Raw genomic sequence first — 26,956 nt, forward strand, 5'->3', positions numbered from 1 at the left:
TTTTTTAGTTAACGTCCCAAAAAATTGAAGAATTAAACGCGGTGTCTACAGTTTGGTTGTAAACACTCACATTTGCTGAATTCCCTGTATATTCTGATGTTGGATATAATAATCTTAATGGTCTATTTGGTCTGTTTGTGATATCTGGGAGAGGCATATTACTAGGGTATCCTGTTCTTGTATATTCTATCCAAGTCTCTACACCATTAGTTCCTCCTAAATCAATCCATTTTTGCGTAATGATTGCTTCTAGCTTATTGGTTGAACCGTCCCAACCTATGCCATTTACATTATTAGCCTCGTTTAAGTATGATCCTATTGTAGCACCTAACCTGCTAAATGACGACTCGATTGCATTTTCAAATAGTCCTTTAGCATTTCCTGAGGAGAGTAATCCTTTAAAAACTGCTTCAGACTGCAGGAAAAGTGATTCGGAGGCTGTCATAATATAACCATCTTGTTGAGGAGACATTAATAAACCAGGACCAATTCTTGATGGTTGTTCGCCACCGCCTTGTGTATTTCCTTGAATGGAGGCTTGTCCAGATCGTGGAGCATATAATCTTTGTAATCTTGGATCTGAAACACTATTTGTGGTTCCATCTAAAAACTCAACTAAAAATGTTGTTGGTCCAGCTCTAAGATTAGAAAAAGTTTGATTTGCAGTATTGCCAAATTGGCCAGCGTCATATCCAAATGTTTCAGCAAATGGATTCATTCTATCTACTTCATCTGAATAGCCAGGGTTAATAGTAACATTCTCACCAGAACCTAAGAAATCTACATTGTTTAGTGATGCAAATTCAGTATTAAGGATAGTTTGTAAATCTGGATTAGATTGCGCTGCATCAGATATACGTAATAACAGTCTCAACTTTAATGTATTGCCAAATTTAATCCACATATTCATATTTCCACCCATAATAACATCATTTGATCCCATAGTGATAGCTGAACTTGAATCGGTATTTTGAATTTGGTTTATAGCATCATTCACATCACTGATGAGAGCAATATAAACATCTATTTGGTTGTCATACTCAGGAAATAATAAATCTCCACGTTGATGAATATCAGTAAAAGGAATATCGCCGTATAAATCTACTAAGTACTGAAAATAGAACGCTCTATAAATTTTGGATGCCCCTTTAAAGTAATCATAGTTATCAGCATACTCATTATCAATAATCTGAGTTAAGTTCCCAGTTCTTGCCATTAAGTTGTCCCAAACTCCACTGTAAAAATCTGTACTCAGTTGGTATTGGAATTCTGTAAAATAGGGTGCTTGAACTTGTTGCGCATTTCCAGCCCAGGTGGCTACCATGGTGTTACCTAATTCGTTCATATCGCTCATTAATGTAGCAGAAGGAACAGTAAGTGCTCCTGGAAGAATTACCTCTGGAGGTAATTGATCTATAACTACGCCATTAGGATCTTCATTTACTAGCACATCATCACAAGAAAATGTAAGAAATAGCAGCGCCAATGATATTGAGTATTTTAATTTAAATATATTTTTCATTTTCTTAAAAGTTAAATTTTACATTCATTGAATAGAATTTAGTTGGAGGCGTTTGGCCATATCCGCCTATTCCAGAACCTATTTCAGGATCGTTATATCCTCTGTTCTCTTTAGGTAATAGAACAATTAAGTTTCTTCCACTTACACCAATAGATAAGCCTTGAATAAATGTATTTTCTAAAGCCTTACTTGGTAAGCTATAACTTAGAGCAACTTCTCTCAGTTTAAATGCTGTGGCGTCAAGAATAAAGTTTTCGTCTACTCCTGTGAAATCATCACTTTGTACAAATGATTGGTATTGTGCATACGAAGATGGTCCTCCGTAAGAGGATCCTGTAAGCACTGTAGTATTATTAGTACCAGATCCAAGAACTGTTGAGTTTGGGAAAATAAAATAGCCTCTTCCGTTTTCAGCAGTAATAAAACTACGACCTTGTCCAGTTAAGTTGTTATATATGTTGGAGTAGAATACATGTCCTGTTCTAAAATCGGCAACAGCACTTAACCTAAAACCTTTATAAGTAAATTCTGTTCCAAAATTTAAAATATAATCTGGAGTAGCCCTGCCCAATACTTTTAATCCAGATGCTGTTCTAGGTGAGCCATCAGGATTTAAAACCACTCTACCATCTTCATCTCTTTCATAAGCGGTACCCTGTATTAAAGGAAATTGTTCGCCCTGAATTGCGTAGATCCCTGGTGAACCACTACCTAATTGATCTGCATCATCAGTGATTTTAGTAGCGATTGTTCTTTGAGAGGCATAACTAAAGTTTAAGTTCCATCTAAAATCATCTGTTTTAATTGGTGTTAAACCTAAATCAACTTCGTAAGCATTTGTCTGAGTCTCACCTACGTTAATACCTGCGCTAAACACACTCGTAGCGGACGATACAGAAGCACTAAGTATCTGGTTGTCATTTGTATAGTATGAGTAACTTCCGTCTAAAGTGATTCTAGGAATCCCTCCTCTTTTAAGAAGTTCTAAATTAAGATTTGCTTCAAAAGTATTAATGAACTCTGGCTCTATGGCATTATCAAATGTCGTGGAAGGAATGATAAAAGAGTTGACACCTCCTGAGTAAGGAAATGCTGCAGGTCTAAATCCAGTATCAAAAAGATCGTGCGATCCTAAAGCCGAAATATTTGCAGTTTTCACATAGCCACCAGATACTTTCATTTTGTGTAAAAAGTCAGACTTAATCTCTGGGAAAGCCTTTGTTGGTATAAACGAAGCACCAACAGAATAATAGAAGAACCCTATATCTCCAATGTCTCTTCCAGTTGATTGTAATCTAGAATCCCATTCTTGTCGTCCAGTTAGATTTAAATATAAATAATTCTTATAGCTTAAATCTATATTTGCAAAAACGCCCTGCTGTCTTCTTTTCGAACTAAAGTCTGAAACAGAAATACCACTAGAGATATTTTCTACAGTATATAATCCTGGTAATGTTAATATATCTCCAGAAGTCGTTTGAGAAAATCCGCTGCTTTCTGTACTATTAAATCCTATTAAAGATTTTAAACCAATATCTTCGGTTAATTCGTAGTTAAAATTAGCTATTAAATCAGTATAAAGAGTTCTTGAGTTATTGCTATTAACGCTCAAAGATGACTGTATATCTCTACTGTCTCCTGTTACTGTATATTCTGCAACATAATCATTTACATAGGAGAAGCCTTTACCACTGTTTGTAACGACATTACTTCTTAATACTGCGCTAATATTATCATTGAACTGGTATGATAACTCAGCAGATAAATCTGATCTCATGTTTTCTGAAACTGTTCTTTGATTATCTCTTACCCAATACGGACTATCTCCAAATGCTGTCCAGTGATCGCTGTTGCTGCCAGAATCAAAATCAGTTACATTAATATCACTAGGTAATTGCGCTAATTGTCCATAAACACCATTAGAAACATTTTGATCTTCACTTGTGAAACGAACATTTGCAGACATGGAAAATTTACCAAATGTTTTACCTGTGCTTAGAGCAAAGAAGTCCTTTTTGTATTTGTCATCTGGAATAATACCATCTGTAGTTCTTCTGTTTGCTGTTAGCGAATAGAAACCTTCGCTATCTCCACCTGCAAGTGTTATCGTATTTTGTAATGCTGTACCTGTGTTAAAAAAGTCTTTCATATTGTCTTTTTTAAACTCATAGGTTGTATTTCTAAAATCATTTACAGTTGGATAAGGTAATCCTACGGGTTGGACAGAACCATCATATTCTGGTCCCCAAGAACCTTGGTCAAAAGCATCAATTTCTCCCCAATATCCTTTCCCATATCTGTCCTGTAATTGTGGTAAAAAAGCGATTTCTTCTAGGGTAACAGTAGAGGTATATGTAATGTTGAGTTTGCCTTTATTTTTTGTGCCTTTTTTAGTGGTCACAATAATAACACCGTTACCACCTCGAGATCCGTAGAGTGCAGCTCCATTAGGTCCTTTTATAATGTTAATTGATTCTATAATTTCTGGGTCTAAATCTGAAAGAATAGTTGCCGATGAAATTACATTATCAATAACAACTAACGCAGAGTTTGATCCAGATAATGAGCGTGTACCTCTTAGTCTAATAGATGTGGAAGGATTAACACCAGTATTGGTGGTGTTAATCTGCAGACCAGAAACTTTTCCTGCTAAAGATTGCACTACATCTGGATTGTTTGCTGATGTAAGTTCTTCTGCTTTTAGGTTTTGATAGGCAGTAGTAATCTCATCAGGTTTTCTCTTAATACCTACTGCGGTTACTATAACTTCGTCTAATGAATCTGCATCTTCGAGCATCGTAACATTAATGGTGTTTAGTTCACCAACTTTAATTTCTTGTGTTTTTAAACCCACATAAGTAAACACTAGAATATCTCCTGGCTTACTGTTAATGGTGTAAACACCGTCAAAGTTTGTTTGAGTTCCAGTTGAGGTGCCTTTAATAACTATATTAACTCCCGGAAGTGGAATAGTAGATTGATCTGAGACCGTCCCCGAGATTGATTTTTCCTGTGCATTTCCCAAATGCACAGTAAACACTAATAATAGTGTTAGAAGGATACTAAACTTTGTTTTCATAAAATAAATAGATTTGAATTAGCCTTATTCAAATATCTTAATAAAATGTTAAAAAAACTAGCGTAATTATTAAAATTTTAATATTATTTTAAGGGTTTCGTTAAAATTATAGAAATGAATCAGGATTATTTATTAGAACGTTGTGGTTAGGCTTAAATGAATTTTAGAATCAGATAATTTGAACCTCTGGCTTTCAGTTTTGCCGCTGGTGTAGTTAAATCTAAATAGTCCGGCTTTTGTTATAAGCCCAAATCCAAATCCAAACCCAAAGAGTTTTTCTTTCTGATCTGTAATTTGGTTTTCAAAGTACGCAGCGTCTATAACGGAGTGCACATAAATACTATTGTTTAATTTATATCTGTACTCTGTATTAAGAACTGCATACAAGTTTGCTATTAAGCTGTTTTCTTCGAAACCACGAATCGAATTGATACCACCAAATCTAGGAAGCTCATTTTCTAAATAGGAGTCAGATACCAGGTAATTAAAATTAACTTTTCCGTAAATGCTATTTTTATCGTTAAGATTAAAAATCTTGAACGTATTGAGATAAAAATTAGATTGTTTTTCGTTTAGATTCTCATAAGATCTATTGCCAATTCCTGTAGATACATTAAATAAAAAATTTATTGGAAACAGAAGATTGAAATTTTGTCGATTTGTATACATATAATTTACAAAGTATTGATTGGAGCTGTAATCGGTAATTAAAGAGGAAGAAAGATCAAGTAGGTCTGTTGAGTTAACAGATGTAGTTCCTCCTGAGATAATATGTTTACTATTAATTTGATAATTAAGCTTTATAGCTTGGGTAACTGTTACAAAGGATGAATCTCTTTTAAAAATGTTTAAGTTTAAATTAACACCAATGGGCGTATTCAATATATAGGGTGCATCCAATTCTAAATCAAAAGTTTGTTGATCACTTTCATCGCTTTTGTATAATAGTTTTAAGGACTCACCATAATTTAAGTTGTTAGTGAGATTCAAATTTAGATAACCATCAAATTCAATCTTATTTGTAGCCTCGTTAGTTCCAAAACCTAAAAACCCATCAAAAGTATTGCTTTTTGCTTTTTCTAAATACATATATAATATGGTAGAATCTTTAGTGAAAAGAACTTCAGGGTCTCTAATTTGGTTAGCGAAAGCCAAATCATTAAGTGCTTTAGTCTTTTCTTTTATTTTTTCTAAGCTAAAGGTTTGATTAGTTTTAATCTTTAGATAACGTTTAATGAATGATTTTGGGAATTTCTCGTAACCCTTCAAAACAAGTTTGTCCATGGTCCGAGTGTTTAATTCAGAGACAGATAAAGAACCTTTTAAGTAGCTGTGATCAATACTTATGATGTCGGTTAAAATTAGTGAACTAAAAGGGTTGCCTTTATTTGCTAATTGAGAGTTTATAAACTCTAAAGTAGATTCAATATTTTCAATAGGAATAATTAGGTCGTTACTTGTATCTAAAAAACCAGTCGATTTTAAAATAGGTAAGTCTACTAGATTATTATGACTAATAGTAATGGAGTTGTATTTATTTCTTAAACTGAAATGTGCGTCATATGAGGAATCATTCCGTTTGATTAAATGGAGTTGCTCAATTTCAATATAACCAGCTTTGATAAGTGTTTTTTTAAGATTAGAAACTTCGGTTTCTAATGAAGAATAATCTTCAAACATGTTTTTGTACCCCAAAGAGTCTATAGATTTCGTTTCATTTTCTGAAGAACCAAAACATGTCAAATATAAATTTTGCCCAAGTGTATTAGAGAAGTACAACAAAAAAAGAAGAGAGGTAAAAAGATGTTTTATTTTTGGCATTAAACTTTCTATTATTCAAATTTAACGCAAAATAATTACTAAAAATATCTGTAGACATAAATAATTTAAAAAACTTTGTAAAATTAATCGTTTGGAGTTTGAATAATTCATATTTATTTTTACCTTTGCAGCCCTCTAAAGAGAGGTTTTAATAAAATTATATAGAAATATATGCCAACAATTTCACAATTAGTACGAAAAGGAAGAGCCAAAATAACCAAGAAGAGTAAATCGGCTGCTTTAGATTCGTGTCCACAAAGACGTGGTGTGTGTACTCGTGTTTACACAACGACTCCTAAAAAACCTAACTCAGCAATGCGTAAGGTAGCAAGGGTTCGTTTAACAAACGGAAACGAGGTCAACGCATACATCGGTGGTGAAGGACACAATTTACAAGAGCACTCGATAGTATTGGTTAGAGGTGGAAGGGTAAAAGATTTGCCAGGAGTTAGATATCACATTGTTCGTGGTGCCTTAGATACAGCAGGTGTCGCAGGTAGAACGCAACGTAGATCTAAGTATGGTGCAAAACGCCCTAAGAAGTAATTAAAAACTTTAAGAAGAAGACATGAGAAAAAGAGCAGCAAAAAAGAGACCGCTTTTGCCAGATCCAAAATTTAACGACCAGTTAGTAACTCGTTTCGTTAATATGATGATGTGGGATGGTAAGAAGTCTGTCGCTTTTAAGGTATTCTATGATGCAATTGATATTGTAGAAGCAAAGAAAACTGACGAAGAAAAAACAGCTTTAGAAATTTGGAAAGATGCCTTATCTAACGTTATGCCTCACGTAGAAGTGCGTAGTCGTAGAGTGGGTGGAGCTACATTTCAAATTCCAATGCAAATTCGTCCAGATCGTAAGGTATCTACAGCCATGAAATGGTTGATTAGTTACTCGAGAAAAAGAAACGAAAAATCTATGCCCCAAAAATTAGCTGCTGAAGTTTTAGCTGCGGCAAAAGAAGAAGGAGCTGCTGTTAAGAAAAGAGTTGATACTCACAAAATGGCAGAAGCAAATAAGGCATTCTCACACTTTAGATTTTAATTTAGGATGGCAAGAGATTTAAGATATACAAGAAATATAGGTATTGCTGCGCATATTGATGCAGGTAAAACTACTACCACAGAGCGTATTCTCTATTATACAGGTGTTTCACACAAAATTGGTGAGGTGCATGATGGTGCTGCGACTATGGACTGGATGGAGCAGGAGCAAGAAAGAGGTATTACGATTACTTCTGCTGCGACTACCTGTACATGGGTTTTTCCTAAAGAAAATGCAGAACCTACTGAGGATGCAAAAGATTATCACTTTAATATTATTGATACACCAGGTCACGTAGATTTTACGGTTGAAGTCAATCGTTCACTTCGTGTTCTTGATGGTTTAGTATTTTTGTTTAGTGCAGTTGATGGTGTTGAGCCACAATCTGAAACTAACTGGAGACTTGCTGATAATTACAAAGTACCTCGCATAGGTTTCGTTAATAAAATGGATCGTCAAGGTTCTGATTTTATGATGGTTTGTGGTCAAGTTAAAGAAATGTTAGGTTCTAATGCGGTTCCTATTGTTTTGAATATTGGTGATGAAGAAAACTTTAAAGGGATTGTTGATTTAGTAAAAAATAGAGCTATAATATGGCATGACGATACACAAGGAGCAACCTTTGATGTTATTGAAATCCCAGAGGAGCTTAAAGCTGAATCTAAAAAATACAGAGCTTTGCTTATTGAAGAGGTAGCTAGTTACGATGAGAACTTATTAGAGAAGTTCATGGAAGATGAGGATTCTATTACAGAGGACGAGGTGCATGCTGCACTTAGAGCAGCTGTAATGGATATGGCCATTATTCCTATGATTTGTGGTTCGGCGTTTAAAAATAAAGGTGTACAGTTTTTATTAGATGCTGTATGTCGTTATTTGCCTTCTCCAATGGACAAGGAAGGTATAAAAGGAATTAACCCAGATACAGAAAAAGAGGAATTACGTAAGCCGAGTGTAGATGAGCCGTTTGCGGCTTTAGCATTTAAAATTGCAACGGATCCTTTTGTGGGACGTTTGGCGTTTTTTAGAGCATATTCTGGTCGTTTAGATGCGGGTTCTTATGTCTTGAATAATCGTTCTGGTAAAAAAGAACGTATTTCTCGAATCTATCAAATGCATGCTAACAAGCAAAATGCAATTGATTTTATTGAAGCTGGTGATATTGGTGCTGCTGTTGGATTTAAATCTATCAAAACAGGAGATACACTTACAGATGAAAAACATCCAATTGTTTTAGAATCTATGGACTTTCCTGATCCAGTAATTGGTATTGCGGTTGAGCCTAAAACTAAGGCAGATGTAGATAAATTAGGTATTGGATTAGCTAAGTTAGCCGAAGAAGATCCTACATTTACTGTGCGTTCGGACGAAGCTTCAGGTCAGACTATTATTTCTGGGATGGGTGAACTTCATTTAGATGTGATTGTAGATCGTTTAAGACGTGAGTTTAAAGTAGAAGTTAATCAAGGTCAACCTCAGGTTGAATATAAAGAGGCGATAACAGCTGTTGCCGATCATAGAGAAGTTTATAAGAAACAATCTGGTGGTCGCGGTAAGTTTGCTGATATTGTATTTACTGTTGGACCAGCTGATGAGGGTGTAACAGGATTGCAGTTTGAGTCTGTAATTAAAGGTGGTAACGTTCCTAAGGAATTTATCCCTTCAATTGAAAAAGGATTTAAAATGGCAATGGTTAATGGACCCTTAGCAGGTTATGAAATCGATTCTATGAAGGTCACGTTGAGAGATGGATCTTACCATGATGTAGATTCTGATCAGTTATCTTTTGAGTTAGCTGCGAAGTTAGGATTCAAAAATTGTGCTAGAGCCGCAAAAGCGGTAATAATGGAGCCTATCATGAAGCTTGAGGTGATTACGCCTGAGGAAAATATGGGTGATATAGTAGGAGATCTAAATCGTCGTCGCGGACAAATGAGTGACATGGGTGATAGAGCTGGTGCAAAGACTGTAAAAGCTACCGTGCCGTTATCTGAAATGTTTGGATATGTTACTACATTAAGAACACTATCATCTGGTCGTGCAACATCAACAATGGAATTTTCACATTATGCTGAAACTCCTTCGAATATTTCAGAAGAAGTAATCAAGGCAGCTAAAGGTATAGAAGCTTAAAACTAAAAAGAAAATGAGTCAGAAAATTAGAATAAAATTAAAGTCTTACGATCACAATTTAGTTGATAAGTCTGCTGATAAGATTGTAAAAACAGTAAAAAGTACTGGTGCTGTGGTAACTGGACCAATTCCATTACCAACACACAAAAAGATTTTCACAGTATTGCGTTCACCGCACGTTAACAAGAAGTCTAGAGAACAATTTCAGTTAAGCTCATACAAGAGATTATTGGATATATACTCTTCATCTTCTAAGACGATTGATGCATTGATGAAACTTGAATTGCCTAGTGGTGTTGAAGTAGAAATCAAGGTTTAAGTGAATTTTATCACTTAATTGATAAAGGTAAAGAACATGTCCCGAGCTGCGTGCAAGGGAAAAACGGTAAAAATACAATTCAAGGTCGAATGTATTTTCGGCCTTAAGTTTTTTTAATAAATAGTAATAATAAATAAATTAATAATTATGTCTGGGTTAATAGGAAGAAAAATCGGTATGACCAGCATCTTCGATGAAAATGGAAAGAACATTCCATGTACAGTAATCGAAGCTGGACCATGTATCGTTACCCAAGTCAGAACCGAAGAGGTCGACGGGTACAGTGCCCTTCAACTTGGTTTCGATGACAAGACAGAGAAAAGTGCTACAAAAGCTGAAATTGGTCACGCCAAAAAAGCTGGTACTTCTGTTAAATCAAAAGTCGCGGAATTTCAAGGATTTGAAGGAGATTACAAATTGGGAGATGCTATAACAGTAGAACACTTTATAGAAGGTGAGTATGTTGATGTGGCTGGTACTTCAAAAGGAAAAGGTTTCCAAGGTGTTGTAAAACGTCATGGATTTGCTGGTGTAGGTCAAGCGACACACGGTCAGCATAACCGTTTAAGGGCTCCCGGTTCTATTGGTGCTGCTTCATATCCTGCAAGAGTTTTCAAAGGAATGAAAATGGCTGGACGAATGGGTGGCGAAAGAATATATGTTGAAAATTTAAGAGTCTACAAGGTAGTTGCTGAAAAGAACTTAATTGTGGTTAAAGGATGTGTTCCAGGACACAAAAACTCTTATGTAATTATTCAGAAATAATGAAAGTAGCAGTTTTAGATTTAAACGGAAAAGACACAGGTAGAAAGGTAGACCTTTCTGCACACGTGTTCGCTATAGAGCCTAATAATCATGCAGTTTACTTGGATGTTAAGCAATATCTTGCTAACCAACGTCAAGGAACGCACAAGGCAAAGGAAAGAGCAGAAATTTCAGGAAGTACACGTAAGATTAAAAAACAAAAAGGTACGGGTACGGCGAGAGCCGGTAGTATCAAATCTGGTGTATTTAGAGGTGGAGGACGTATGTTCGGACCAAGACCAAGAAATTACAGCATTAAATTGAACAAAAACCTGAAGCGTTTAGCACGTAAATCAGCGTTAACAATGAAGGCAAATGATAAGGATATCGTTGTTTTGGAAGATTTCAGTTTTGAAGCTCCAAAGACGAAGAACTTTACTGCTGTATTGAAGGCACTAGACATACAAAACAAAAAGTCATTGTTTGTGTTGGGTGCGTCAAATAATAATGTATATTTGTCATCACGAAATTTCAAAGGCTCTGAAGTCATAATGAACTCAGAATTAAGCACTTATAAAATTTTGAATGCAAATAAATTAATTCTTCTAGAGAGTTCTTTAGAAGGAATTGAATCGAACTTAAGTAAATAACAAGACAATGAGTATCTTAATTAAACCTATCATCACTGAAAAAGCGACAACTAATAGTGAGTTGAACAACTGCTTTACGTTTCAAGTGAAAACCAAGGCGAACAAGGTAGAAATCAAAAAAGCGGTGGAAGCTGCTTATGGTGTCTCTGTTGAAAAAGTTCGTACTATAAATGTCCGTCCAGATCGTAATACTAAGTTTACAAAAACTGGTGTTCAACATGGTAAAACAAATGCTGTTAAAAAAGCAATTGTACAACTGGCGGAAGGTGAAGTAATTGATTTATACACTAACATGTAATTAGACAATAATGTCAGTAAGAAAATTAAAACCAATCACAGCAGGTCAGCGATTTAGAGTAGTAAATGGATTCGATGCCATAACTACTGATAAGCCGGAAAAGAGTTTACTCGTTCCGAACAAAAGATCTGGTGGTAGAAACAATCGAGGAAAAATGACCATGCGCCAAATCGGTGGGGGTCATAAGAAAAAGTATCGTATTATCGATTTTAAAAGGGATAAGTCGGGATTACCCGGTGAAGTTGCTTCAATTCAATACGATCCAAACAGAACAGCGTTTATTGCATTATTGAATTATCAAGATGGTGAAAAGCGTTACATTATTGCTCAAAATGGTTTACAAGTTGGGCAGAATGTTGTTTCTGGAAGAGAAGGAGTAGCGCCAGAAATTGGTAATGCTATGCCGTTAAACGAAATACCTTTGGGTACAATTATTTCTTGTATTGAGTTACGTCCTGGACAGGGAGCTGTAATGGCAAGAAGTGCTGGAGCATTTGCTCAGTTAATGGCAAGAGACGGTAAGTTTGCAACTGTAAAGTTACCATCAGGAGAGACTAGAATGATTCTTGTGGAGTGTATGGCTACAATTGGTGTAGTTTCTAACTCTGACCATCAATTAACTGTATCTGGTAAAGCAGGTAGAAGTAGATGGTTAGGTAGAAGGCCAAGAGTAAGACCAGTGGTAATGAATCCAGTTGATCACCCAATGGGTGGTGGTGAAGGTAAGTCTTCAGGAGGGCACCCAAGATCGAGAAATGGTATTCCAGCTAAAGGTTATAGAACTCGTTCTAAAACTAAAGCTAGTAATAAGTATATTGTAGAACGTAGAAAGAAATAACTGAGATAATATGGCACGTTCATTAAAAAAAGGACCTTACATCCATTATAAATTAAGTAAAAAAGTTGATGCAAATGTAGCTTCTAACAAAAAGACGGTAATCAAAACGTGGTCTAGAGCCTCAATGATTTCGCCTGATTTTGTAGGACAAACAATTGCTGTACACAACGGACGCCAATTTGTACCAGTCTATGTTACTGAAAACATGGTAGGTCATAAATTAGGAGAATTTTCACCGACAAGATCATTTAGAGGTCATGCAGGTGCGAAAAATAAGGGTAAAAAATAGTAAGCTATGGGAAGTCGTAAAAAACAAATGGCAGACGCTATTAAGGAAGGCAGGAAAAAAGTTGCATTTGCAAAATTAAATAACTGCCCTACCTCACCAAGAAAAATGCGTTTAGTTGCAGATTTGGTGAGAGGAAAGGAAGCTGAAAAAGCATTACAGATCTTAAGATTTAGTTCAAAAGAAGCGTCAAGGCGTTTGGAGAAGTTGGTGTTATCAGCAATTTCTAACTGGCAGGCTAAAAATGAAGATGCTGATATGGAAGAAGCAGATTTATTTGTTCAAGAGATTAGAGTTGACGGAGGGACTATGTTGAAGAGATTGCGTCCAGCACCTCAAGGTCGTGCACACAGAATAAGAAAAAGATCTAATCACGTAACAGTTGTGATTGGAGCTAAAAATAACACACAAGCTTAGATAGAGATATGGGACAAAAGACAAATCCAATCGGAAATCGTTTAGGAATTATCAGAGGATGGGAATCTAACTGGTATGGTGGAAATGATTATGGTGATAAACTCGCTGAGGATTATAAAATCAGAGAGTATATTCATGCTCGTTTATCAAAAGCTAGTGTATCTAGAGTTATTATTGAGCGAACGCTTAAACTTGTAACCGTTACTATCACTACTGCTAGACCTGGTATTATTATAGGTAAAGGCGGACAAGAGGTAGACAAGTTAAAAGAAGAGCTTAAGAAAATTACTGGAAAAGAGGTTCAGTTAAATATCTTTGAAATTAAGAGACCTGAACTTGATGCATTTTTAGTAGGTACTAGTGTTGCTCGTCAAATTGAAAATCGTATATCTTACAGACGTGCGATCAAGATGGCAATTGCTGCTGCAATACGAATGAATGCTGAGGGAATAAAAATTCAAATTAGTGGTCGTTTAAATGGTGCTGAAATGGCACGAAGCGAACACTATAAAGAAGGTCGTATTCCTTTGTCTACTTTCAGAGCTGATATTGATTATGCTTTAGTTGAGGCACATACTACTTACGGTAGGTTAGGTGTTAAAGTATGGATTATGAAAGGTGAAGTATACGGAAAAAGAGAACTTTCTCCATTAGTAGGTTTGTCTAAGAAACAAGGTGGTAAGCCTGGAGGACGCGGTCGTGATAATAATAAATCTCGTCGTAGAAAGTAATTTTTAAAGAAAAGTAATAATGTTACAACCGAAAAGAACAAAATTTCGTAAAGTCCAGAAAGGACGTATGAAAGGAAATACCGGAAGAGGTTACACGCTTTCGAATGGTATGTTTGGAATAAAATCTTTGGATACAAATTTCTTGACATCTCGTCAAATTGAAGCTGCGCGTATTGCTGCAACTCGATTTATGAAGAGAGAAGGTCAATTGTGGATTAAGATATTTCCAGACAAGCCAATTACCAAAAAGCCATTAGAAGTACGTATGGGTAAAGGTAAAGGAGCTGTAGAATACTGGGTAGCTGTGGTGAAACCAGGAAGAATTTTATTCGAAGTTGGTGGAGTGCCAATCGAAGTTGCAAAGGAAGCCTTACGATTAGCTGCACAAAAGTTACCAGTAAAGACTAAATTTTTAATAGCTCGAGATTACGAGGCTTAATATTAATAATTATGAAGCAAGCAGAAATTAAAAAGCTATCAGTAGCTGAGTTGCAAGAAAATCTTGGCGAAACTAAAAAGAGTTATGCAGACCTTAAAATGGCACATGCAATTTCTCCGTTAGATAATCCAATTCAGTTACGTAACGTTAGACGTTCGGTAGCAAGAATTGCAACAGAATTAACTAAAAGAGAAATACAATAATTGTATTCTGGCTGAAAGATGGAAAAAAGACACTTAAGAAAAGAACGTATAGGAGTTGTTACTAGTAACAAAATGCAGAAATCAATTGTGGTTGCTGAAGTTAAAAAAGTAAAACACCCGATGTACGGAAAGTTCGTTTTGAAAACAAAGAAATATGTTGCTCACGACGAAACAAACGATTGCAATATTGGAGATACTGTAAAGATCATGGAAACAAGACCTTTAAGTAAATCGAAATGTTGGAGATTAGTAGAAATAATTGAAAGAGCGAAGTAATTATGGTACAACAAGAATCAAGATTAAAAGTAGCTGATAACACGGGAGCGAAGGAAGTTTTAACTATCCGAGTTCTTGGTGGAACAAAAAGAAGATACGCTTCTATTGGAGATAAAATTGTTGTCTCAGTTAAAGATGCTACCCCTAATGGAAACATTAAGAAAGGGGCGGTTTCTACGGCAGTAGTTGTTCGTACTAAAAAAGAAGTTAGACGCCCAGACGGATCTTATATTAGATTTGATGACAACGCATGTGTCCTTTTGAATCCGACAGGAGAGATGAGAGGAACCCGTGTATTTGGACCGGTAGCTAGAGAACTTCGTGATAGACAATTCATGAAAATTGTTTCATTGGCACCAGAAGTGCTTTAATGACTAATAAAATGACAAAGTTTAAAATTAAATCAGGAGATACTGTTAGAGTAATAGCTGGAGACCATAAAGGTACAGAAGGTAACGTTCTTAAGGTATTAAAGGATAAGAACAAGGCCATTATTGAAGGCGTGAACATGGTTAAGAAACACACTAAACCAAGTGCACAAAGTCCCCAAGGTGGAATTGTAGAGAAAGAGGCACCTATGCATTTGTCTAATTTATCATTGTTAACATCGAAGGGTGAAACGACAAGAGTAGGTTACAAAATTGAAGGTGACAAGAAAGTAAGATTTTCAACAAAATCAAATGAAGTAATATAGTTATGACTTATATTCCAAGATTAAAACAAGAGTACAAGGACAAAGTAGTTTCTGCTCTTACAGAAGAATTCGGATATAAAAACGTAATGCAAGTTCCTAAGCTTAAAAAGATAGTTATATCTAAGGGTGTTGGAGCTGCTGTTGCTGATAAAAAATTAATTGATCATGCAGTTGATGAATTAACAATGATATCTGGTCAAAAGGCTGTGGCGACATTATCTAAAAAGGATGTTGCATCTTTCAAGTTGCGTAAAGGAATGCCAATTGGTGTTAGAGTTACGTTAAGAGGAGAACAGATGTATGAGTTTTTAGATCGTTTAGTAACTTCAGCGTTACCACGTGTTAGAGATTTCAACGGTATTAAAGCTACGGGTTTCGATGGTAGAGGTAACTATAACTTGGGTGTTGTTGAACAAATTATCTTTCCAGAAATAAATATTGATAAAATCAATAAAATCTCCGGTATGGATATTACATTTGTGACATCTGCAGATACAGATAAAGAGGCAAAATCGTTATTAACTGAAATGGGATTACCATTTCAAAAGAACTAAGATATGGCTAAAGAATCAATGAAAGCCCGTGAGGTTAAAAGAGCAAATACGGTAGCAAAATATGCTGAAAAGCGTAAGGCTTTGAAAGAGGCTGGAGACTATGAAGGATTACAAAAGTTACCAAAAAACGCTTCACCAGTTAGAATGCATAATAGATGTAAATTAACTGGAAGACCAAAGGGGTACATGAGAACTTTTGGAGTTTCACGTGTTACATTTCGTGAAATGGCAAACCAAGGTTTGATCCCAGGTGTTAGAAAGGCATCTTGGTAAACAAAATCGTGTTATACGATTTAAACAAGAATTATAAATTGGTTTTAGGTTCGACTTCGGATACACTGAAAGTTGAAAACCATTACCGCAAAATAGTATAAATGAATACAGATCCAATTGCTGATTACTTAACAAGAATCAGAAATGCAGTGAAGGCCAACCATAGAGTAGTTGAGATTCCTGCATCAAATTTAAAGAAAGAGATGACTAAAATATTATTCAATCAAGGATATATATTAAGTTATAAATTTGACGATTCTGTCGTACAGGGGACAATTAAGATTGCCTTGAAGTACAATAAGGAAACTAAAGAGTCGGTCATCAGAGAAATTCAGAGAATCAGTACACCAGGTTTACGTAAGTATTCTGGCGCTAATGAAATGCCTAGAATCCTTAATGGGTTAGGTATTGCTATCGTCTCTACATCTAAGGGTGTAATTACAGCTAAGCAAGCGCAAAGAGACAATGTAGGTGGTGAAGTATTGTGTTACGTTTACTAATTTAAAGCAGAAAGAAAATGTCAAGAATAGGAAATAATCCAGTAGTAATTTCAGAAGGGGTTACTGTAGATGTTAAAGATAGCTTAGTTACAGTAAAAGGTAAATTAGGGGAATTAACACAAGCATTTGATACTGTTGGTATTAAAGTTGAAGACGGAAACGTACTTGTGACTAGAACAGCAGATAACAAAGATCATAAAGCAAAACATGGTTTATATAGATCTTTAATCAACAATATGATTGAAGGTGTATCTAAAGGATGGACTAAAGAATTAGAACTTGTAGGTGTAGGTTATAGAGCATCTAATCAAGGCCAGAAATTGGAGTTAGCTCTTGGTTTCTCGCATAATATCGTTTTAGATATCGCTCCAGAGGTGAGTATTGAGACGATTTCAGAAAAAGGAAAAAATCCAAGGATAAAATTAACGTCATTCGACAAACAATTGGTTGGACAAGTAGCTGCGAAAATTCGTGGTTTTAGAAGTCCAGAACCTTACAAAGGGAAAGGTGTTAAGTTTGTTGGAGAAGAGTTAAGAAGAAAAGCAGGTAAATCAGCTTAAAAAATTAGTTATGGTATTAACAAAGAACGAGAAAAGACTAAGAATAAAAAGCAGAATCCGTAAGGTTGTTTCTGGTACAGAAGCAAGACCACGATTAGCTGTTTTTAGAAGTAATAAAGATATCTATGCTCAGGTTATAGATGATGTATCGGGTAAAACCTTAGCTGCAGCATCTTCTAGAGATAAAGAGGTCGTTGCTTCGAAAGGAAATAAAACGGAAATGGCAACCTTAGTTGGTAAAGTTGTTGCCGAGAGAGCTGTAAAGGCAGGTGTTGACACTATATCTTTTGATAGAGGTGGATACCAATATCACGGAAGAGTAAAATCATTAGCTGAAGGCGCAAGAGAAGGCGGACTTAAATTCTAAGACACTATGTATCAAAAATATAAAAACGCAGAATTAGTAAAACCGAGTGGAATTGATCTTAAAGATCGTTTGGTTGGTGTACAGAGAGTTACTAAGGTAACAAAAGGTGGTAGAGCTTTTGGTTTTTCAGCGATCGTGGTGGTTGGTGATGAGGCTGGGGTGGTAGGTCACGGTTTAGGGAAATCTAAAGATGTCGCTACTGCAATAGCAAAGGCTGTTGAAGATGCTAAGAAAAACTTGGTAAGAATTCCTATTATTAAAGGTACTTTGCCGCACGAGCAAAAAGGTAAGTTTGGTGGAGCTAGAGTAAATATTATTCCCGCTGCTCCTGGTACAGGTGTAATAGCTGGTGGAGCTGTAAGAACAGTTTTGGAAGCAGTTGGTATACATGATGTATTATCAAAATCTCAAGGATCTTCTAACCCTCATAATGTAGTTAAGGCAACTTTTGACGCTTTATTACAATTAAGAGATGCTAGAGCAATAGCAAAGGATAGAGGTATTTCTCTTGAAAAAGTGTTTAACGGTTAATCAATAGGACGATGGCAAAGATTAAAGTAACAAAAGTAAAAAGCGCAATAAATCGTACTCAGACTCAGAAGAGAACATTAGAATCTCTAGGGTTGAGAAAAATTGGTCAAACAATTGAGCATGATGCGTCTCCAAGTATACTTGGGATGGTAAGTAAAGTTTCACATTTAGTTTCTGTTGAAGAGACAAAATAATAAGATACAATGAACTTAAGTAATTTAAAACCAGCAAAGGGTTCTGTAAAGAGCCAAGGTAAAAGAATAGGTAGAGGACAGGGTTCTGGAAAAGGTGGTACTGCGACTCGTGGTCACAACGGAGCCAAATCTCGTTCAGGTTATTCTAAAAAATTAGGTTTTGAAGGTGGTCAAATGCCACTTCAAAGACGTGTTCCTAAATTTGGATTTACCAATATTAACCGTGTTGAATATCAGGGTGTGAACTTAGATAAGTTGCAAGAGTTAGTAGAAAACAAGAAAATAAAGGATACAGTTGATTTTCAAATTCTAGTAGATTTGGGTTTGGCGGGAAAGAATGAAGTAGTAAAGATTCTTGGCCGTGGAGAATTAAAGTCGAAATTAACCGTAACTGCTCATAAATTTACTGCTTCAGCAAAGGCTGCAATAGAAGCTGCAGGTGGAGAAGCTGTAACTTTATAAGAACACTACTATGAAAATAATAGATACATTAAAGAACGTTTGGAATATAACTGAATTAAAAGATAGAATCATTTTAACGCTTGGTTTGCTTTTGGTTTATCGTTTTGGTGCTCAGGTTGTTTTGCCTGGTATTGATGCAAGTCAACTTGGAGGTTTAGCTAGTGGTACTGATGGTGGGATATTAGGAATTCTTAATATGTTTACAGGTGGTGCTTTTGCTAATGCTTCTGTTTTTGCACTTGGTATTATGCCTTATATTTCGGCGTCTATTGTAGTGCAGTTAATGGGGATCGCGATTCCATATTTACAGAAATTACAAAAGGAAGGTGCGAGTGGTCAAAAGAAAATCACACAAATCACACGATGGTTAACGATCATCATTTGTTTATTTCAAGCTCCAGGGTATTTAGCTAGTTTACAGCCTGCCTTTGGTATCCCATCTTCAGCATTTTTGCTAGGAACAGGACCTCAATTTTATATTTCTTCTGTGATAATATTAGTTACCGGATGTATTTTTGCGATGTGGCTAGGAGAGAAAATCACAGATAAAGGTATTGGGAATGGTATTTCATTATTAATTATGGTTGGTATTATTGCAACCTTACCACAATCTTTTATTCAGAATGCGGCATCTCGTTTAGATGGTGGAGGAAACGGTGGTTTAATGATGATTTTAATTGAACTTGTAGTTTGGTTTTTAATCATTTTGGCGTGTATTATGTTAGTTATGGCTGTTCGTAAAATAGCGGTGCAATACGCTAGACGTACTGCGTCTGGTGGATATGAGAAGAATGTGTTTGGAGGAAACAGACAATTCTTACCATTAAAATTGAATGCTTCGGGTGTAATGCCTATTATTTTTGCTCAGGCAATTATGTTTGTGCCTAGTTTAGTTGGAAAGTCTATGGGCTCTTCAAGCGAAGTAGGTCAATGGATGCAGTCACAGTTTAATGATCCTTTTGGGTTATGGTATAATGTATTGTTCGCTTTATTAATTATCATTTTTACATATTTTTACACTGCGATTACTGTTCCTACTAACAAAATGGCAGATGATTTAAAAAGAAGCGGTGGTTTTATTCCAGGTATTAGACCTGGAACAGAAACATCTGAATATTTAGATAAAATAATGTCACAAATAACATTACCTGGTTCTATATTTTTAGCACTACTTGCTGTGTTCCCAGCGATTATAGTTAAGATTATGGGTGTTCAGGGTGGTTGGGCATTATTCTTTGGTGGCACATCGCTACTAATTATGGTTGGAGTTGCAATAGACACGATGCAGCAAATTAATTCATACTTGTTGAATAAACATTATGATGGTTTGATGAAGACTGGTAAAAACAGAAAGGCAGTAGCTTAGTACGAATAATAAATTAGAGTTCGATCTGGGTTAGTTAAATTCTAACTTGGGTTAAACACTGGAATAGAAAATATGGCAAAACAAGCAGCAATAGAGCAAGACGGTTCAATCATAGAGGCATTATCAAATGCTATGTTTCGTGTTGAACTAGAAAACGGTCACATTGTGACAGCACACATTTCGGGTAAGATGCGTATGCATTATATTAAGTTGTTACCAGGGGATAAAGTAAAATTAGAAATGAGTCCTTATGATTTAACTAAGGCTCGCATAACTTATAGATACTAATTAATACGATGAAAGTAAGAGCATCAGTTAAAAAGAGAAGTGCCGACTGTAAATTAGTCCGCAGAAAAGGTAGACTTTACGTCATTAACAAAAAGAATCCTAGATTCAAACAAAGACAAGGGTAATTATGGCAAGAATTGCAGGTGTAGACATACCAAAACAGAAAAGAGGAGTAATTTCTTTGACTTATATCTACGGAGTAGGTAGAAGCAGATCAATTGAAATTTTAGCTGAGGCTAAGGTTGACCAAAGCGTCAAGGTACAAGATTGGACAGATGAGCAAATTGGAGCAATCCGTGAGGCTGTTGGAACTTATACTATTGAAGGTGAGTTACGTTCGGAAACACAATTAAACATTAAGAGATTAATGGATATTGGATGTTACAGAGGTATACGTCATAGAGCTGGTCTTCCATTAAGGGGTCAGAGAACTAAGAACAACTCTAGAACTAGAAAAGGTAGAAGAAAAACTGTTGCTAATAAGAAAAAAGCAACGAAATAAAAATTAGACATTAGTCATTAGTTTAAACCGTTAGACGAATCTGTTCGAAATAGAAATGTTTAGGATTCTAACAACAAAAAACTGACAACTAGAAACTTTATAATATGGCAAAGTCAAGTACTAAAAAACGTAAGGTAGTAGTAGATGCTGTTGGAGAAGCTCATATAGCTGCTTCGTTCAACAACATTCTTATTTCTTTAACAAACAAAAAAGGTGACGTTATTTCATGGTCATCAGCTGGTAAAATGGGATTTAGAGGTTCTAAAAAGAACACACCATATGCTGCTCAGTTAGCTGCAGAAGATGCATCAGGAGTTGCAAAGGAAGCGGGGCTTAAAAAAGTTAAAGTTTACGTAAAAGGTCCTGGTAACGGTAGAGAATCTGCTATCAGATCAATTCATAATGCAGGTATTGAAGTAACAGAAATCATTGATGTTACGCCATTACCACATAATGGATGTCGTCCTCCGAAAAGAAGAAGAGTTTAATCTGAATTAGGTTCAGATACTGCATGATTTTTATCGTGTAATCTCATAAAAATTTAGATAAACTAATATTAATACATTTTTGTATGATATTAGTTTATTTTGCATAAATTTGCAAACTGAAAAACAATTAACAAGTATCAACGAGAGATCAACGTTCGTCGAAGGATAAGATTAAGACCTTAATTCACAAACACTCTCTAAACAAATTTTAAAATGGCAAGATATACTGGTCCTAAAACGAAAATAGCCCGAAAATTCGGGGAAGCTATTTTTGGAGATGATAAGGCTTTCGAGAAAAGAAATTATCCTCCAGGTCAACATGGTGCAAATAAGCGTCGTGGAAAAAAATCTGAATATGCTATCCAATTGATGGAGAAGCAGAAAGCGAAATATACTTATGGTATATTAGAAAAGCAGTTCAGAAACATGTTCAAAAAGGCAACAGCTGCTCAGGGAATTACTGGTCAAGTTTTACTTCAACTATGTGAATCTCGTTTAGATAACGTTGCTTACAGAATGGGATTATCTCCATCTAGAAGTGGAGCAAGACAATTAGTCTCTCACAGACATATCACTGTAAATGGTGAAATAGTTAATATTCCTTCTTACCAACTAAAGGCAGGGGATGTTGTAGCTGTTAGAGAGAAATCTAAATCATTAGAATCTATTCAATCTTCATTGGCTAATTCAAGCAATGTATTTGAGTGGATTACATGGAACAACGATACAAAACAGGGTACTTATGTTACTATTCCTGAAAGAATTCAGATTCCAGAAAATATCAATGAGCAGTACATCGTTGAACTATATTCTAAATAATAACTAGATACAAAACGCAATATGGCAATATTAAATTTTCAGAAGCCCGACAAAGTAATCATGATTGATTCAACTGAGTTTGAAGGTAAGTTTGAATTTAGACCTTTAGAACCAGGTTATGGATTAACAGTAGGTAATGCTTTAAGAAGAGTTTTGTTATCTTCTCTAGAAGGTTTTGCAATCACATCCATTAGAGTTGAGGGTGTAGATCACGAATTTTCTACAATTGCTGGGGTAGTTGAGGATGTGACAGAAATCATTTTGAACCTTAAGCAAGTTAACTTTAAACGTCAAATTGACGAAGTTGACAACGAATCGGTTTCGATTTCTATCTCTGGACAGAATCAAATAACTGCTGGTGATTTTCAGAAGTTTATTTCAGGGTTCCAAGTATTGAACAAAGACTTAGTGATTTGTAATTTAGATCCGAAGGTCAACATAAATATGGAGTTAACTATTGAAAAAGGTAGAGGTTACGTTCCGGCTGAAGAGAATAAAAAAGCTTCTGCACCAATTGGAACAATTTTTACAGATTCAATTTATACTCCTATTACGAATGTAAAGTATAGCATAGAAAACTGGCGTGTTGAGCAAAAGACCGATTTCGAAAAATTAGTATTTGAAATTGAAACAGATGGTTCAATTGCACCTAAAGATGCTTTAACTGAAGCTGCTAAAATATTAATTCATCACTTTATGTTATTCTCTGATGAGCGTATCACTTTAGAGGCTGATGAAATCGCTCAAACAGAGACTTATGATGAGGAATCACTTCACATGAGACAATTATTGAAAACTAAGTTAGTTGATATGGATCTTTCTGTTCGTGCTTTAAATTGTTTAAAAGCTGCAGAAGTTGATACTTTAGGAGATTTGGTATCTTTCAATAAGAACGATTTAATGAAATTTCGTAATTTTGGTAAGAAATCTTTAACGGAACTTGAAGAGCTTGTAAATGTTAAAGGTCTTAACTTTGGTATGGATTTAGCAAAATATAAATTAGATAAAGATTAATACGTCATATTTTGCTCCTCAATATCGGGTTTGTAGCAAGATGATGATTAAAATAAAAAGTAATGAGACACGGTAAGAAATTTAACCACTTAGGAAGACAAACTGCTCATAGAAAAGCGATGTTAGCTAATATGGCTTGTTCGTTAATCGAACACAAACGTATCAACACTACTGTTGCAAAGGCTAAAGCTTTAAAACAATTTGTTGAGCCAATGATTACAAAGTCTAAAACAGATACGACTCACAATAGACGTATTGTTATGGCCAAGTTGAGACAAAAGGATGTTGTTGCTGAATTATTCAGAGATGTAGCTCCTAAAATTGGTGATCGTCCAGGTGGTTACACTAGGATAATTAAATTAGGAAACAGGCTTGGTGATAATGCTGACATGGCTATGATTGAGTTAGTTGATTATAATGAAATCTACAATGTAGGTAAAGTTGAGAAGAAAACGACAAGGAGAAGTCGTCGTGGTGGTATTAAACCAGTAGCGCCTCCGGTTGATGCGATAGCAACTAATGAAGAAGAAGAAGAATAAATGTTAATAAGCATTTTATATATAAAGGATAATCTATTTTAGATTATCCTTTTTTTTATGGATTTTTGTGAAAACAATTTGGACATTACCTTTTTAGTTTTCCTAAAGGAGTCTTAGTTAATTAAGCATACTAGTTGACAGCTTTTTGTAGTCGTTCTCGCTAGGTAGCATTGTCAAGGCCCTAAATACAAATTATTAGAAACTGGGTATATCGAGAAGTAGTAGGTACATGGATTTGTAATGGTTAATACATAATTATAATAGTCATCAAAATAACAACATACAATACATAACAAAAATGAAATACCAAAAACGTAAAAAAGCCCTTATCTTACTCGCAGACGGAACAATTTTTCACGGTAAATCAATAGGTAAGGAAGGTACTGCCTTTGGTGAAGTTTGTTTTAATACAGGAACAACTGGTTATCAAGAAATTTTTACTGATCCGTCATATTATGGTCAGTTGATGGTAACTACGAATGCACATATTGGTAACTATGGAACAAAAGACGAGGAAGAAGAATCAGATTCTATTAAAATTTCTGGATTAATCTGTAAGAACTTTAGTTTTCATTATTCACGTCCAGATGGTGATAGGTCTTTAGAAGAATTTCTAAATGATAACAATCTTTTAGCAATTTCAGATGTAGATACGAGAGCGCTTGTGAGTCACATTAGAGATCATGGTGCTATGAATGCTGTAATTTCTACAGACGTTTATAATGTCAATGAATTAAAGAAACGGTTAGCTGAAGTTCCAAGTATGGAAGGTTTAGAGTTAGCATCTCAAGTATCAACAAAAGAGGCTTATTATTACGGTGATAAGAGTGCAAAGTATAAAATAGCAGCACTAGATATTGGTATTAAAAAGAATATTCTTCGCAACTTATCAAAGCGTGATGCTTACATTAAAGTATTCCCGTACAATTCAAAATTTGAAGATTTAGAAGCTTTTAAACCAGATGGTTATTTCTTATCAAATGGTCCTGGAGATCCAGAACCACTCGTTGAAGCTCAAGCTTTAGCAAAAGAAATCATTAAACGTAATTTACCTTTATTTGGTATTTGTTTAGGACACCAAGTAATTGCACTAGCAAATGGCATTTCAACGTATAAAATGCACAATGGCCACAGGGGAATCAACCACCCTGTAAAAAATCTAATAACAACCAAAGGTGAAATAACATCTCAAAATCATGGTTTTGCTATACATAGAGAAGAAACGGAAAAGAATAATGAATTGGAAATAACACATGTGCATCTCAACGATGATACCGTTATGGGTATTAAAATGAAAAACAAAAATTGCTTTTCTGTCCAATATCATCCTGAAGCAAGTCCTGGTCCAAACGATTCAAACTACTTATTTGATCAATTTATTCAGAATATAAAAAATAACTAATAATAAAAAAGCAATGAATTCTGAAATTCATTGCTTTTTCTCTTTTACGAAAACATTGTAGTTGAGATATAATGTAATTCTGGGTGAGGTAAATTCCATATAGACTAACTATTTTGTAAATTTGTAATACTTGGATATCAAAGTTCTCAAACCGTTCTTGGTATCTTTAAAATTAATTAATTTTAAAACACATATAATGAGCATTATAATTAATATTCATGCGAGACAAATATTAGATTCAAGAGGAAACCCTACAGTAGAGGTCGATGTTGTTACTGAAAATGGAGTTATGGGAAGAGCAGCAGTGCCTTCTGGAGCTTCAACAGGAGAGCATGAAGCTGTAGAGTTGAGAGACGGCGGCGACGCTTATATGGGAAAAGGGGTATCTAAAGCTATTGCCAATGTTAATACTTTAATTGCTCAAGAATTATTAGGAGAATCAGTTTTTGATCAAAACAGAATTGATCAATTAATGATCGATTTAGATGGTACGCCAAACAAATCAAAATTAGGCGCTAATGCTATCTTAGGAGTGTCTTTAGCTACTGCTAAAGCTGCTGCTGCAGAATTAGGAATGCCATTGTATAGATATGTTGGAGGTGTTTCTGCAAATACATTACCAGTACCAATGATGAATATCATTAATGGAGGATCTCACAGTGATGCTCCAATTGCATTTCAAGAGTTCATGGTGATGCCAGTAAAAGCGAAAAACTTTTCACATGCCATGCAGATGGGAACAGAGATTTTTCATAATCTTAAAAAAGTATTACACGATAGAGGTTTGAGCACAGCTGTTGGTGACGAAGGTGGCTTTGCACCAAATCTTGCAGGTGGAACTGAAGATGCTTTAGAAACTATTGCTGTAGCGGTTTCAAATGCAGGTTATAAATTGGGTGACGATGTAATGATTGCTTTAGATTGTGCGGCAGCAGAATTTTATGTGGATGGTAAATATGATTACACCAAGTTTGAAGGTGAATCTGGTAAGGTGCGTACAAGTAAGGAACAGGCAGATTATTTAGCGGAATTATCTCGTAAATATCCAATATTATCTATAGAAGACGGGATGGATGAAAACGACTGGGACGGTTGGAAATACTTAACTGAGCAAATAGGTGATAAAGTACAATTAGTAGGTGATGATTTATTTGTAACCAACGTAGAGCGTTTATCTCGCGGAATTGAAAACGGAATTGCAAACTCAATACTTATTAAAGTAAATCAGATTGGTACGCTGACAGAGACAATTTCTGCAGTGAATATGGCACATAATGCAGGTTATACATCTGTAATGTCACATCGCTCTGGAGAAACAGAAGATAATACGATTGCAGATTTAGCAGTGGCTTTAAATACAGGTCAAATTAAAACAGGTTCTGCTTCACGAAGTGATCGTATGGCTAAGTATAACCAGTTACTGCGTATTGAAGAAGAATTAGATACTACGGCTTATTTTCCAGGAATGAAGGCCTTTAAAATAAAATAAATTAGGGTTGCTGATCTGTTTGAAGTATCAGCACACAAAAACTTAAAACCTATTTGTTAATTCGGATAGGTTTTTTATTATCATTGAATAGGAGTCCCCTTTTCGTCACTAAA

37 protein-coding genes are annotated in these 26,956 nt (G+C 35.3%); 34 read left to right on the top strand and 3 right to left on the bottom strand.

All coding sequences use genetic code 11. From position 1 onward, the window contains the following. Positions 1–4 precede the first annotated feature (4 nt). The 3 genes from ACJAZK_RS08450 to ACJAZK_RS08460 form a co-directional block, all read right to left on the bottom strand. Entirely contained in the window at positions 5–1,522 is a 1,518-nt protein-coding gene (locus tag ACJAZK_RS08450) for a SusD/RagB family nutrient-binding outer membrane lipoprotein (protein WP_415223559.1), read from the bottom strand. A gap of 4 nt (positions 1,523–1,526) precedes the next feature. Then, a complete protein-coding gene (locus ACJAZK_RS08455) occupies positions 1,527–4,601 on the bottom strand; it encodes a SusC/RagA family TonB-linked outer membrane protein (protein WP_415223560.1) in 3,075 nt (1,024 codons plus the stop codon). Positions 4,602–4,733: 132 nt separating this feature from the next. Next, a complete protein-coding gene (locus ACJAZK_RS08460; RefSeq protein WP_415223561.1) occupies positions 4,734–6,344 on the bottom strand; it encodes a POTRA domain-containing protein in 1,611 nt (536 codons plus the stop codon). Between the two features lie 249 nt (positions 6,345–6,593). On the opposite strand from ACJAZK_RS08460, the gene rpsL reads away from it, so the two are divergent. The 34 genes from rpsL (at position 6,594) to eno (ending at position 26,843) form a co-directional block, all read left to right on the top strand. Next, positions 6,594–6,968, top strand: coding sequence for a 30S ribosomal protein S12 (rpsL, locus tag ACJAZK_RS08465; protein ID WP_008269190.1), 375 nt, complete (start codon positions 6,594–6,596; stop codon positions 6,966–6,968). A gap of 22 nt (positions 6,969–6,990) precedes the next feature. Next, positions 6,991–7,467, top strand: a complete 477-nt coding sequence (gene rpsG, locus ACJAZK_RS08470; protein WP_028871100.1) for a 30S ribosomal protein S7 — start codon at positions 6,991–6,993, stop codon at positions 7,465–7,467. Positions 7,468–7,473: 6 nt separating this feature from the next. Then, positions 7,474–9,600, top strand: coding sequence for an elongation factor G (fusA, locus tag ACJAZK_RS08475; RefSeq protein ID WP_415223562.1), 2,127 nt, complete (start codon positions 7,474–7,476; stop codon positions 9,598–9,600). Between the two features lie 13 nt (positions 9,601–9,613). Next, the gene (gene rpsJ / locus ACJAZK_RS08480; protein WP_007650482.1) at positions 9,614–9,919 is read left to right on the top strand and encodes a 30S ribosomal protein S10; all 306 of its coding nucleotides are present in this window, start codon (positions 9,614–9,616) and stop codon (positions 9,917–9,919) included. 147 nt (positions 9,920–10,066) lie between these two features. Beyond that, on the top strand, positions 10,067–10,684 hold the full coding sequence (rplC, locus tag ACJAZK_RS08485; protein ID WP_415223563.1) for a 50S ribosomal protein L3: 618 nt from the start codon (positions 10,067–10,069) through the stop codon (positions 10,682–10,684). Further along, a complete protein-coding gene (gene rplD / locus ACJAZK_RS08490; protein ID WP_415223564.1) occupies positions 10,684–11,313 on the top strand; it encodes a 50S ribosomal protein L4 in 630 nt (209 codons plus the stop codon). The genes rplC and rplD overlap by 1 nt, the downstream gene beginning before the upstream one ends. 7 nt (positions 11,314–11,320) lie before the next feature. Further along, positions 11,321–11,611, top strand: a complete 291-nt coding sequence (gene rplW / locus ACJAZK_RS08495) for a 50S ribosomal protein L23 (protein WP_028871104.1) — start codon at positions 11,321–11,323, stop codon at positions 11,609–11,611. A 10-nt stretch (positions 11,612–11,621) separates the two neighbouring features. Continuing rightward, positions 11,622–12,449, top strand: coding sequence for a 50S ribosomal protein L2 (gene rplB / locus ACJAZK_RS08500; protein ID WP_415223565.1), 828 nt, complete (start codon positions 11,622–11,624; stop codon positions 12,447–12,449). A gap of 10 nt (positions 12,450–12,459) precedes the next feature. After that, positions 12,460–12,738: a 30S ribosomal protein S19 gene (rpsS, locus tag ACJAZK_RS08505; protein ID WP_028871106.1), complete on the top strand. Its 279-nt coding sequence runs from the start codon at positions 12,460–12,462 to the stop codon at positions 12,736–12,738. Between the two features lie 6 nt (positions 12,739–12,744). After that, entirely contained in the window at positions 12,745–13,152 is a 408-nt protein-coding gene (rplV, locus tag ACJAZK_RS08510; protein WP_415223566.1) for a 50S ribosomal protein L22, read from the top strand. A gap of 8 nt (positions 13,153–13,160) precedes the next feature. Then, positions 13,161–13,883, top strand: a complete 723-nt coding sequence (rpsC, locus tag ACJAZK_RS08515; RefSeq protein WP_028871108.1) for a 30S ribosomal protein S3 — start codon at positions 13,161–13,163, stop codon at positions 13,881–13,883. A 19-nt stretch (positions 13,884–13,902) separates the two neighbouring features. Beyond that, a complete protein-coding gene (gene rplP, locus ACJAZK_RS08520) occupies positions 13,903–14,322 on the top strand; it encodes a 50S ribosomal protein L16 (protein ID WP_028871109.1) in 420 nt (139 codons plus the stop codon). An 11-nt stretch (positions 14,323–14,333) separates the two neighbouring features. After that, positions 14,334–14,525: a 50S ribosomal protein L29 gene (rpmC, locus tag ACJAZK_RS08525; RefSeq protein WP_028871110.1), complete on the top strand. Its 192-nt coding sequence runs from the start codon at positions 14,334–14,336 to the stop codon at positions 14,523–14,525. Positions 14,526–14,543: 18 nt separating this feature from the next. Then, complete coding sequence (rpsQ, locus tag ACJAZK_RS08530) at positions 14,544–14,801, top strand: 30S ribosomal protein S17 (protein ID WP_028871111.1); 258 nt, start codon at positions 14,544–14,546, stop codon at positions 14,799–14,801. A 2-nt stretch (positions 14,802–14,803) separates the two neighbouring features. After that, positions 14,804–15,172 (top strand): 50S ribosomal protein L14, encoded by a 369-nt coding sequence (gene rplN, locus ACJAZK_RS08535; RefSeq protein ID WP_028871112.1) that lies wholly within the window; start codon positions 14,804–14,806, stop codon positions 15,170–15,172. 11 nt (positions 15,173–15,183) lie between these two features. Continuing rightward, on the top strand, positions 15,184–15,495 hold the full coding sequence (gene rplX / locus ACJAZK_RS08540; protein WP_415223567.1) for a 50S ribosomal protein L24: 312 nt from the start codon (positions 15,184–15,186) through the stop codon (positions 15,493–15,495). Between the two features lie 2 nt (positions 15,496–15,497). Beyond that, positions 15,498–16,049: a 50S ribosomal protein L5 gene (gene rplE, locus ACJAZK_RS08545; protein ID WP_415223568.1), complete on the top strand. Its 552-nt coding sequence runs from the start codon at positions 15,498–15,500 to the stop codon at positions 16,047–16,049. A 3-nt stretch (positions 16,050–16,052) separates the two neighbouring features. Then, entirely contained in the window at positions 16,053–16,322 is a 270-nt protein-coding gene (gene rpsN / locus ACJAZK_RS08550) for a 30S ribosomal protein S14 (RefSeq protein ID WP_415223569.1), read from the top strand. Between the two features lie 101 nt (positions 16,323–16,423). After that, positions 16,424–16,822 (top strand): 30S ribosomal protein S8, encoded by a 399-nt coding sequence (gene rpsH, locus ACJAZK_RS08555; protein WP_028871116.1) that lies wholly within the window; start codon positions 16,424–16,426, stop codon positions 16,820–16,822. A gap of 17 nt (positions 16,823–16,839) precedes the next feature. Next, the gene (rplF, locus tag ACJAZK_RS08560; RefSeq protein WP_415223570.1) at positions 16,840–17,382 is read left to right on the top strand and encodes a 50S ribosomal protein L6; all 543 of its coding nucleotides are present in this window, start codon (positions 16,840–16,842) and stop codon (positions 17,380–17,382) included. Between the two features lie 10 nt (positions 17,383–17,392). Further along, positions 17,393–17,749: a 50S ribosomal protein L18 gene (gene rplR / locus ACJAZK_RS08565; RefSeq protein ID WP_415223571.1), complete on the top strand. Its 357-nt coding sequence runs from the start codon at positions 17,393–17,395 to the stop codon at positions 17,747–17,749. Positions 17,750–17,755: 6 nt separating this feature from the next. Next, the gene (gene rpsE / locus ACJAZK_RS08570) at positions 17,756–18,280 is read left to right on the top strand and encodes a 30S ribosomal protein S5 (RefSeq protein ID WP_415223572.1); all 525 of its coding nucleotides are present in this window, start codon (positions 17,756–17,758) and stop codon (positions 18,278–18,280) included. An 11-nt stretch (positions 18,281–18,291) separates the two neighbouring features. Further along, on the top strand, positions 18,292–18,474 hold the full coding sequence (gene rpmD, locus ACJAZK_RS08575) for a 50S ribosomal protein L30 (protein ID WP_028871120.1): 183 nt from the start codon (positions 18,292–18,294) through the stop codon (positions 18,472–18,474). A gap of 9 nt (positions 18,475–18,483) precedes the next feature. Beyond that, entirely contained in the window at positions 18,484–18,936 is a 453-nt protein-coding gene (rplO, locus tag ACJAZK_RS08580; protein WP_028871121.1) for a 50S ribosomal protein L15, read from the top strand. 10 nt (positions 18,937–18,946) lie between these two features. Beyond that, the gene (gene secY / locus ACJAZK_RS08585) at positions 18,947–20,302 is read left to right on the top strand and encodes a preprotein translocase subunit SecY (protein WP_028871122.1); all 1,356 of its coding nucleotides are present in this window, start codon (positions 18,947–18,949) and stop codon (positions 20,300–20,302) included. 72 nt (positions 20,303–20,374) lie between these two features. Beyond that, the gene (gene infA, locus ACJAZK_RS08590; RefSeq protein WP_026753784.1) at positions 20,375–20,590 is read left to right on the top strand and encodes a translation initiation factor IF-1; all 216 of its coding nucleotides are present in this window, start codon (positions 20,375–20,377) and stop codon (positions 20,588–20,590) included. Positions 20,591–20,598: 8 nt separating this feature from the next. Then, positions 20,599–20,715 carry a type B 50S ribosomal protein L36 gene (ykgO, locus tag ACJAZK_RS08595; RefSeq protein ID WP_008269159.1) on the top strand — a complete coding sequence of 39 codons (117 nt, stop codon included), beginning with the start codon at positions 20,599–20,601 and terminating at the stop codon, positions 20,713–20,715. Positions 20,716–20,717: 2 nt separating this feature from the next. Next, positions 20,718–21,092 (top strand): 30S ribosomal protein S13, encoded by a 375-nt coding sequence (gene rpsM / locus ACJAZK_RS08600; RefSeq protein ID WP_028871123.1) that lies wholly within the window; start codon positions 20,718–20,720, stop codon positions 21,090–21,092. A 104-nt stretch (positions 21,093–21,196) separates the two neighbouring features. Then, entirely contained in the window at positions 21,197–21,580 is a 384-nt protein-coding gene (gene rpsK, locus ACJAZK_RS08605; RefSeq protein WP_415223573.1) for a 30S ribosomal protein S11, read from the top strand. Positions 21,581–21,793: 213 nt separating this feature from the next. After that, positions 21,794–22,399, top strand: coding sequence for a 30S ribosomal protein S4 (gene rpsD / locus ACJAZK_RS08610; protein WP_415223574.1), 606 nt, complete (start codon positions 21,794–21,796; stop codon positions 22,397–22,399). Positions 22,400–22,420: 21 nt separating this feature from the next. After that, positions 22,421–23,413 carry a DNA-directed RNA polymerase subunit alpha gene (locus ACJAZK_RS08615; RefSeq protein WP_415223575.1) on the top strand — a complete coding sequence of 331 codons (993 nt, stop codon included), beginning with the start codon at positions 22,421–22,423 and terminating at the stop codon, positions 23,411–23,413. 62 nt (positions 23,414–23,475) lie between these two features. Continuing rightward, entirely contained in the window at positions 23,476–23,952 is a 477-nt protein-coding gene (gene rplQ, locus ACJAZK_RS08620) for a 50S ribosomal protein L17 (RefSeq protein ID WP_415223576.1), read from the top strand. A 298-nt stretch (positions 23,953–24,250) separates the two neighbouring features. After that, a complete protein-coding gene (carA, locus tag ACJAZK_RS08625; protein ID WP_415223577.1) occupies positions 24,251–25,354 on the top strand; it encodes a glutamine-hydrolyzing carbamoyl-phosphate synthase small subunit in 1,104 nt (367 codons plus the stop codon). 196 nt (positions 25,355–25,550) lie between these two features. Further along, the gene (gene eno, locus ACJAZK_RS08630; protein ID WP_415223578.1) at positions 25,551–26,843 is read left to right on the top strand and encodes a phosphopyruvate hydratase; all 1,293 of its coding nucleotides are present in this window, start codon (positions 25,551–25,553) and stop codon (positions 26,841–26,843) included. Positions 26,844–26,956 lie beyond the last annotated feature (113 nt).

The sequence above is a fragment of the Psychroserpens sp. genome (assembly GCF_047633235.1).
Taxonomy (GTDB): domain Bacteria; phylum Bacteroidota; class Bacteroidia; order Flavobacteriales; family Flavobacteriaceae; genus Psychroserpens.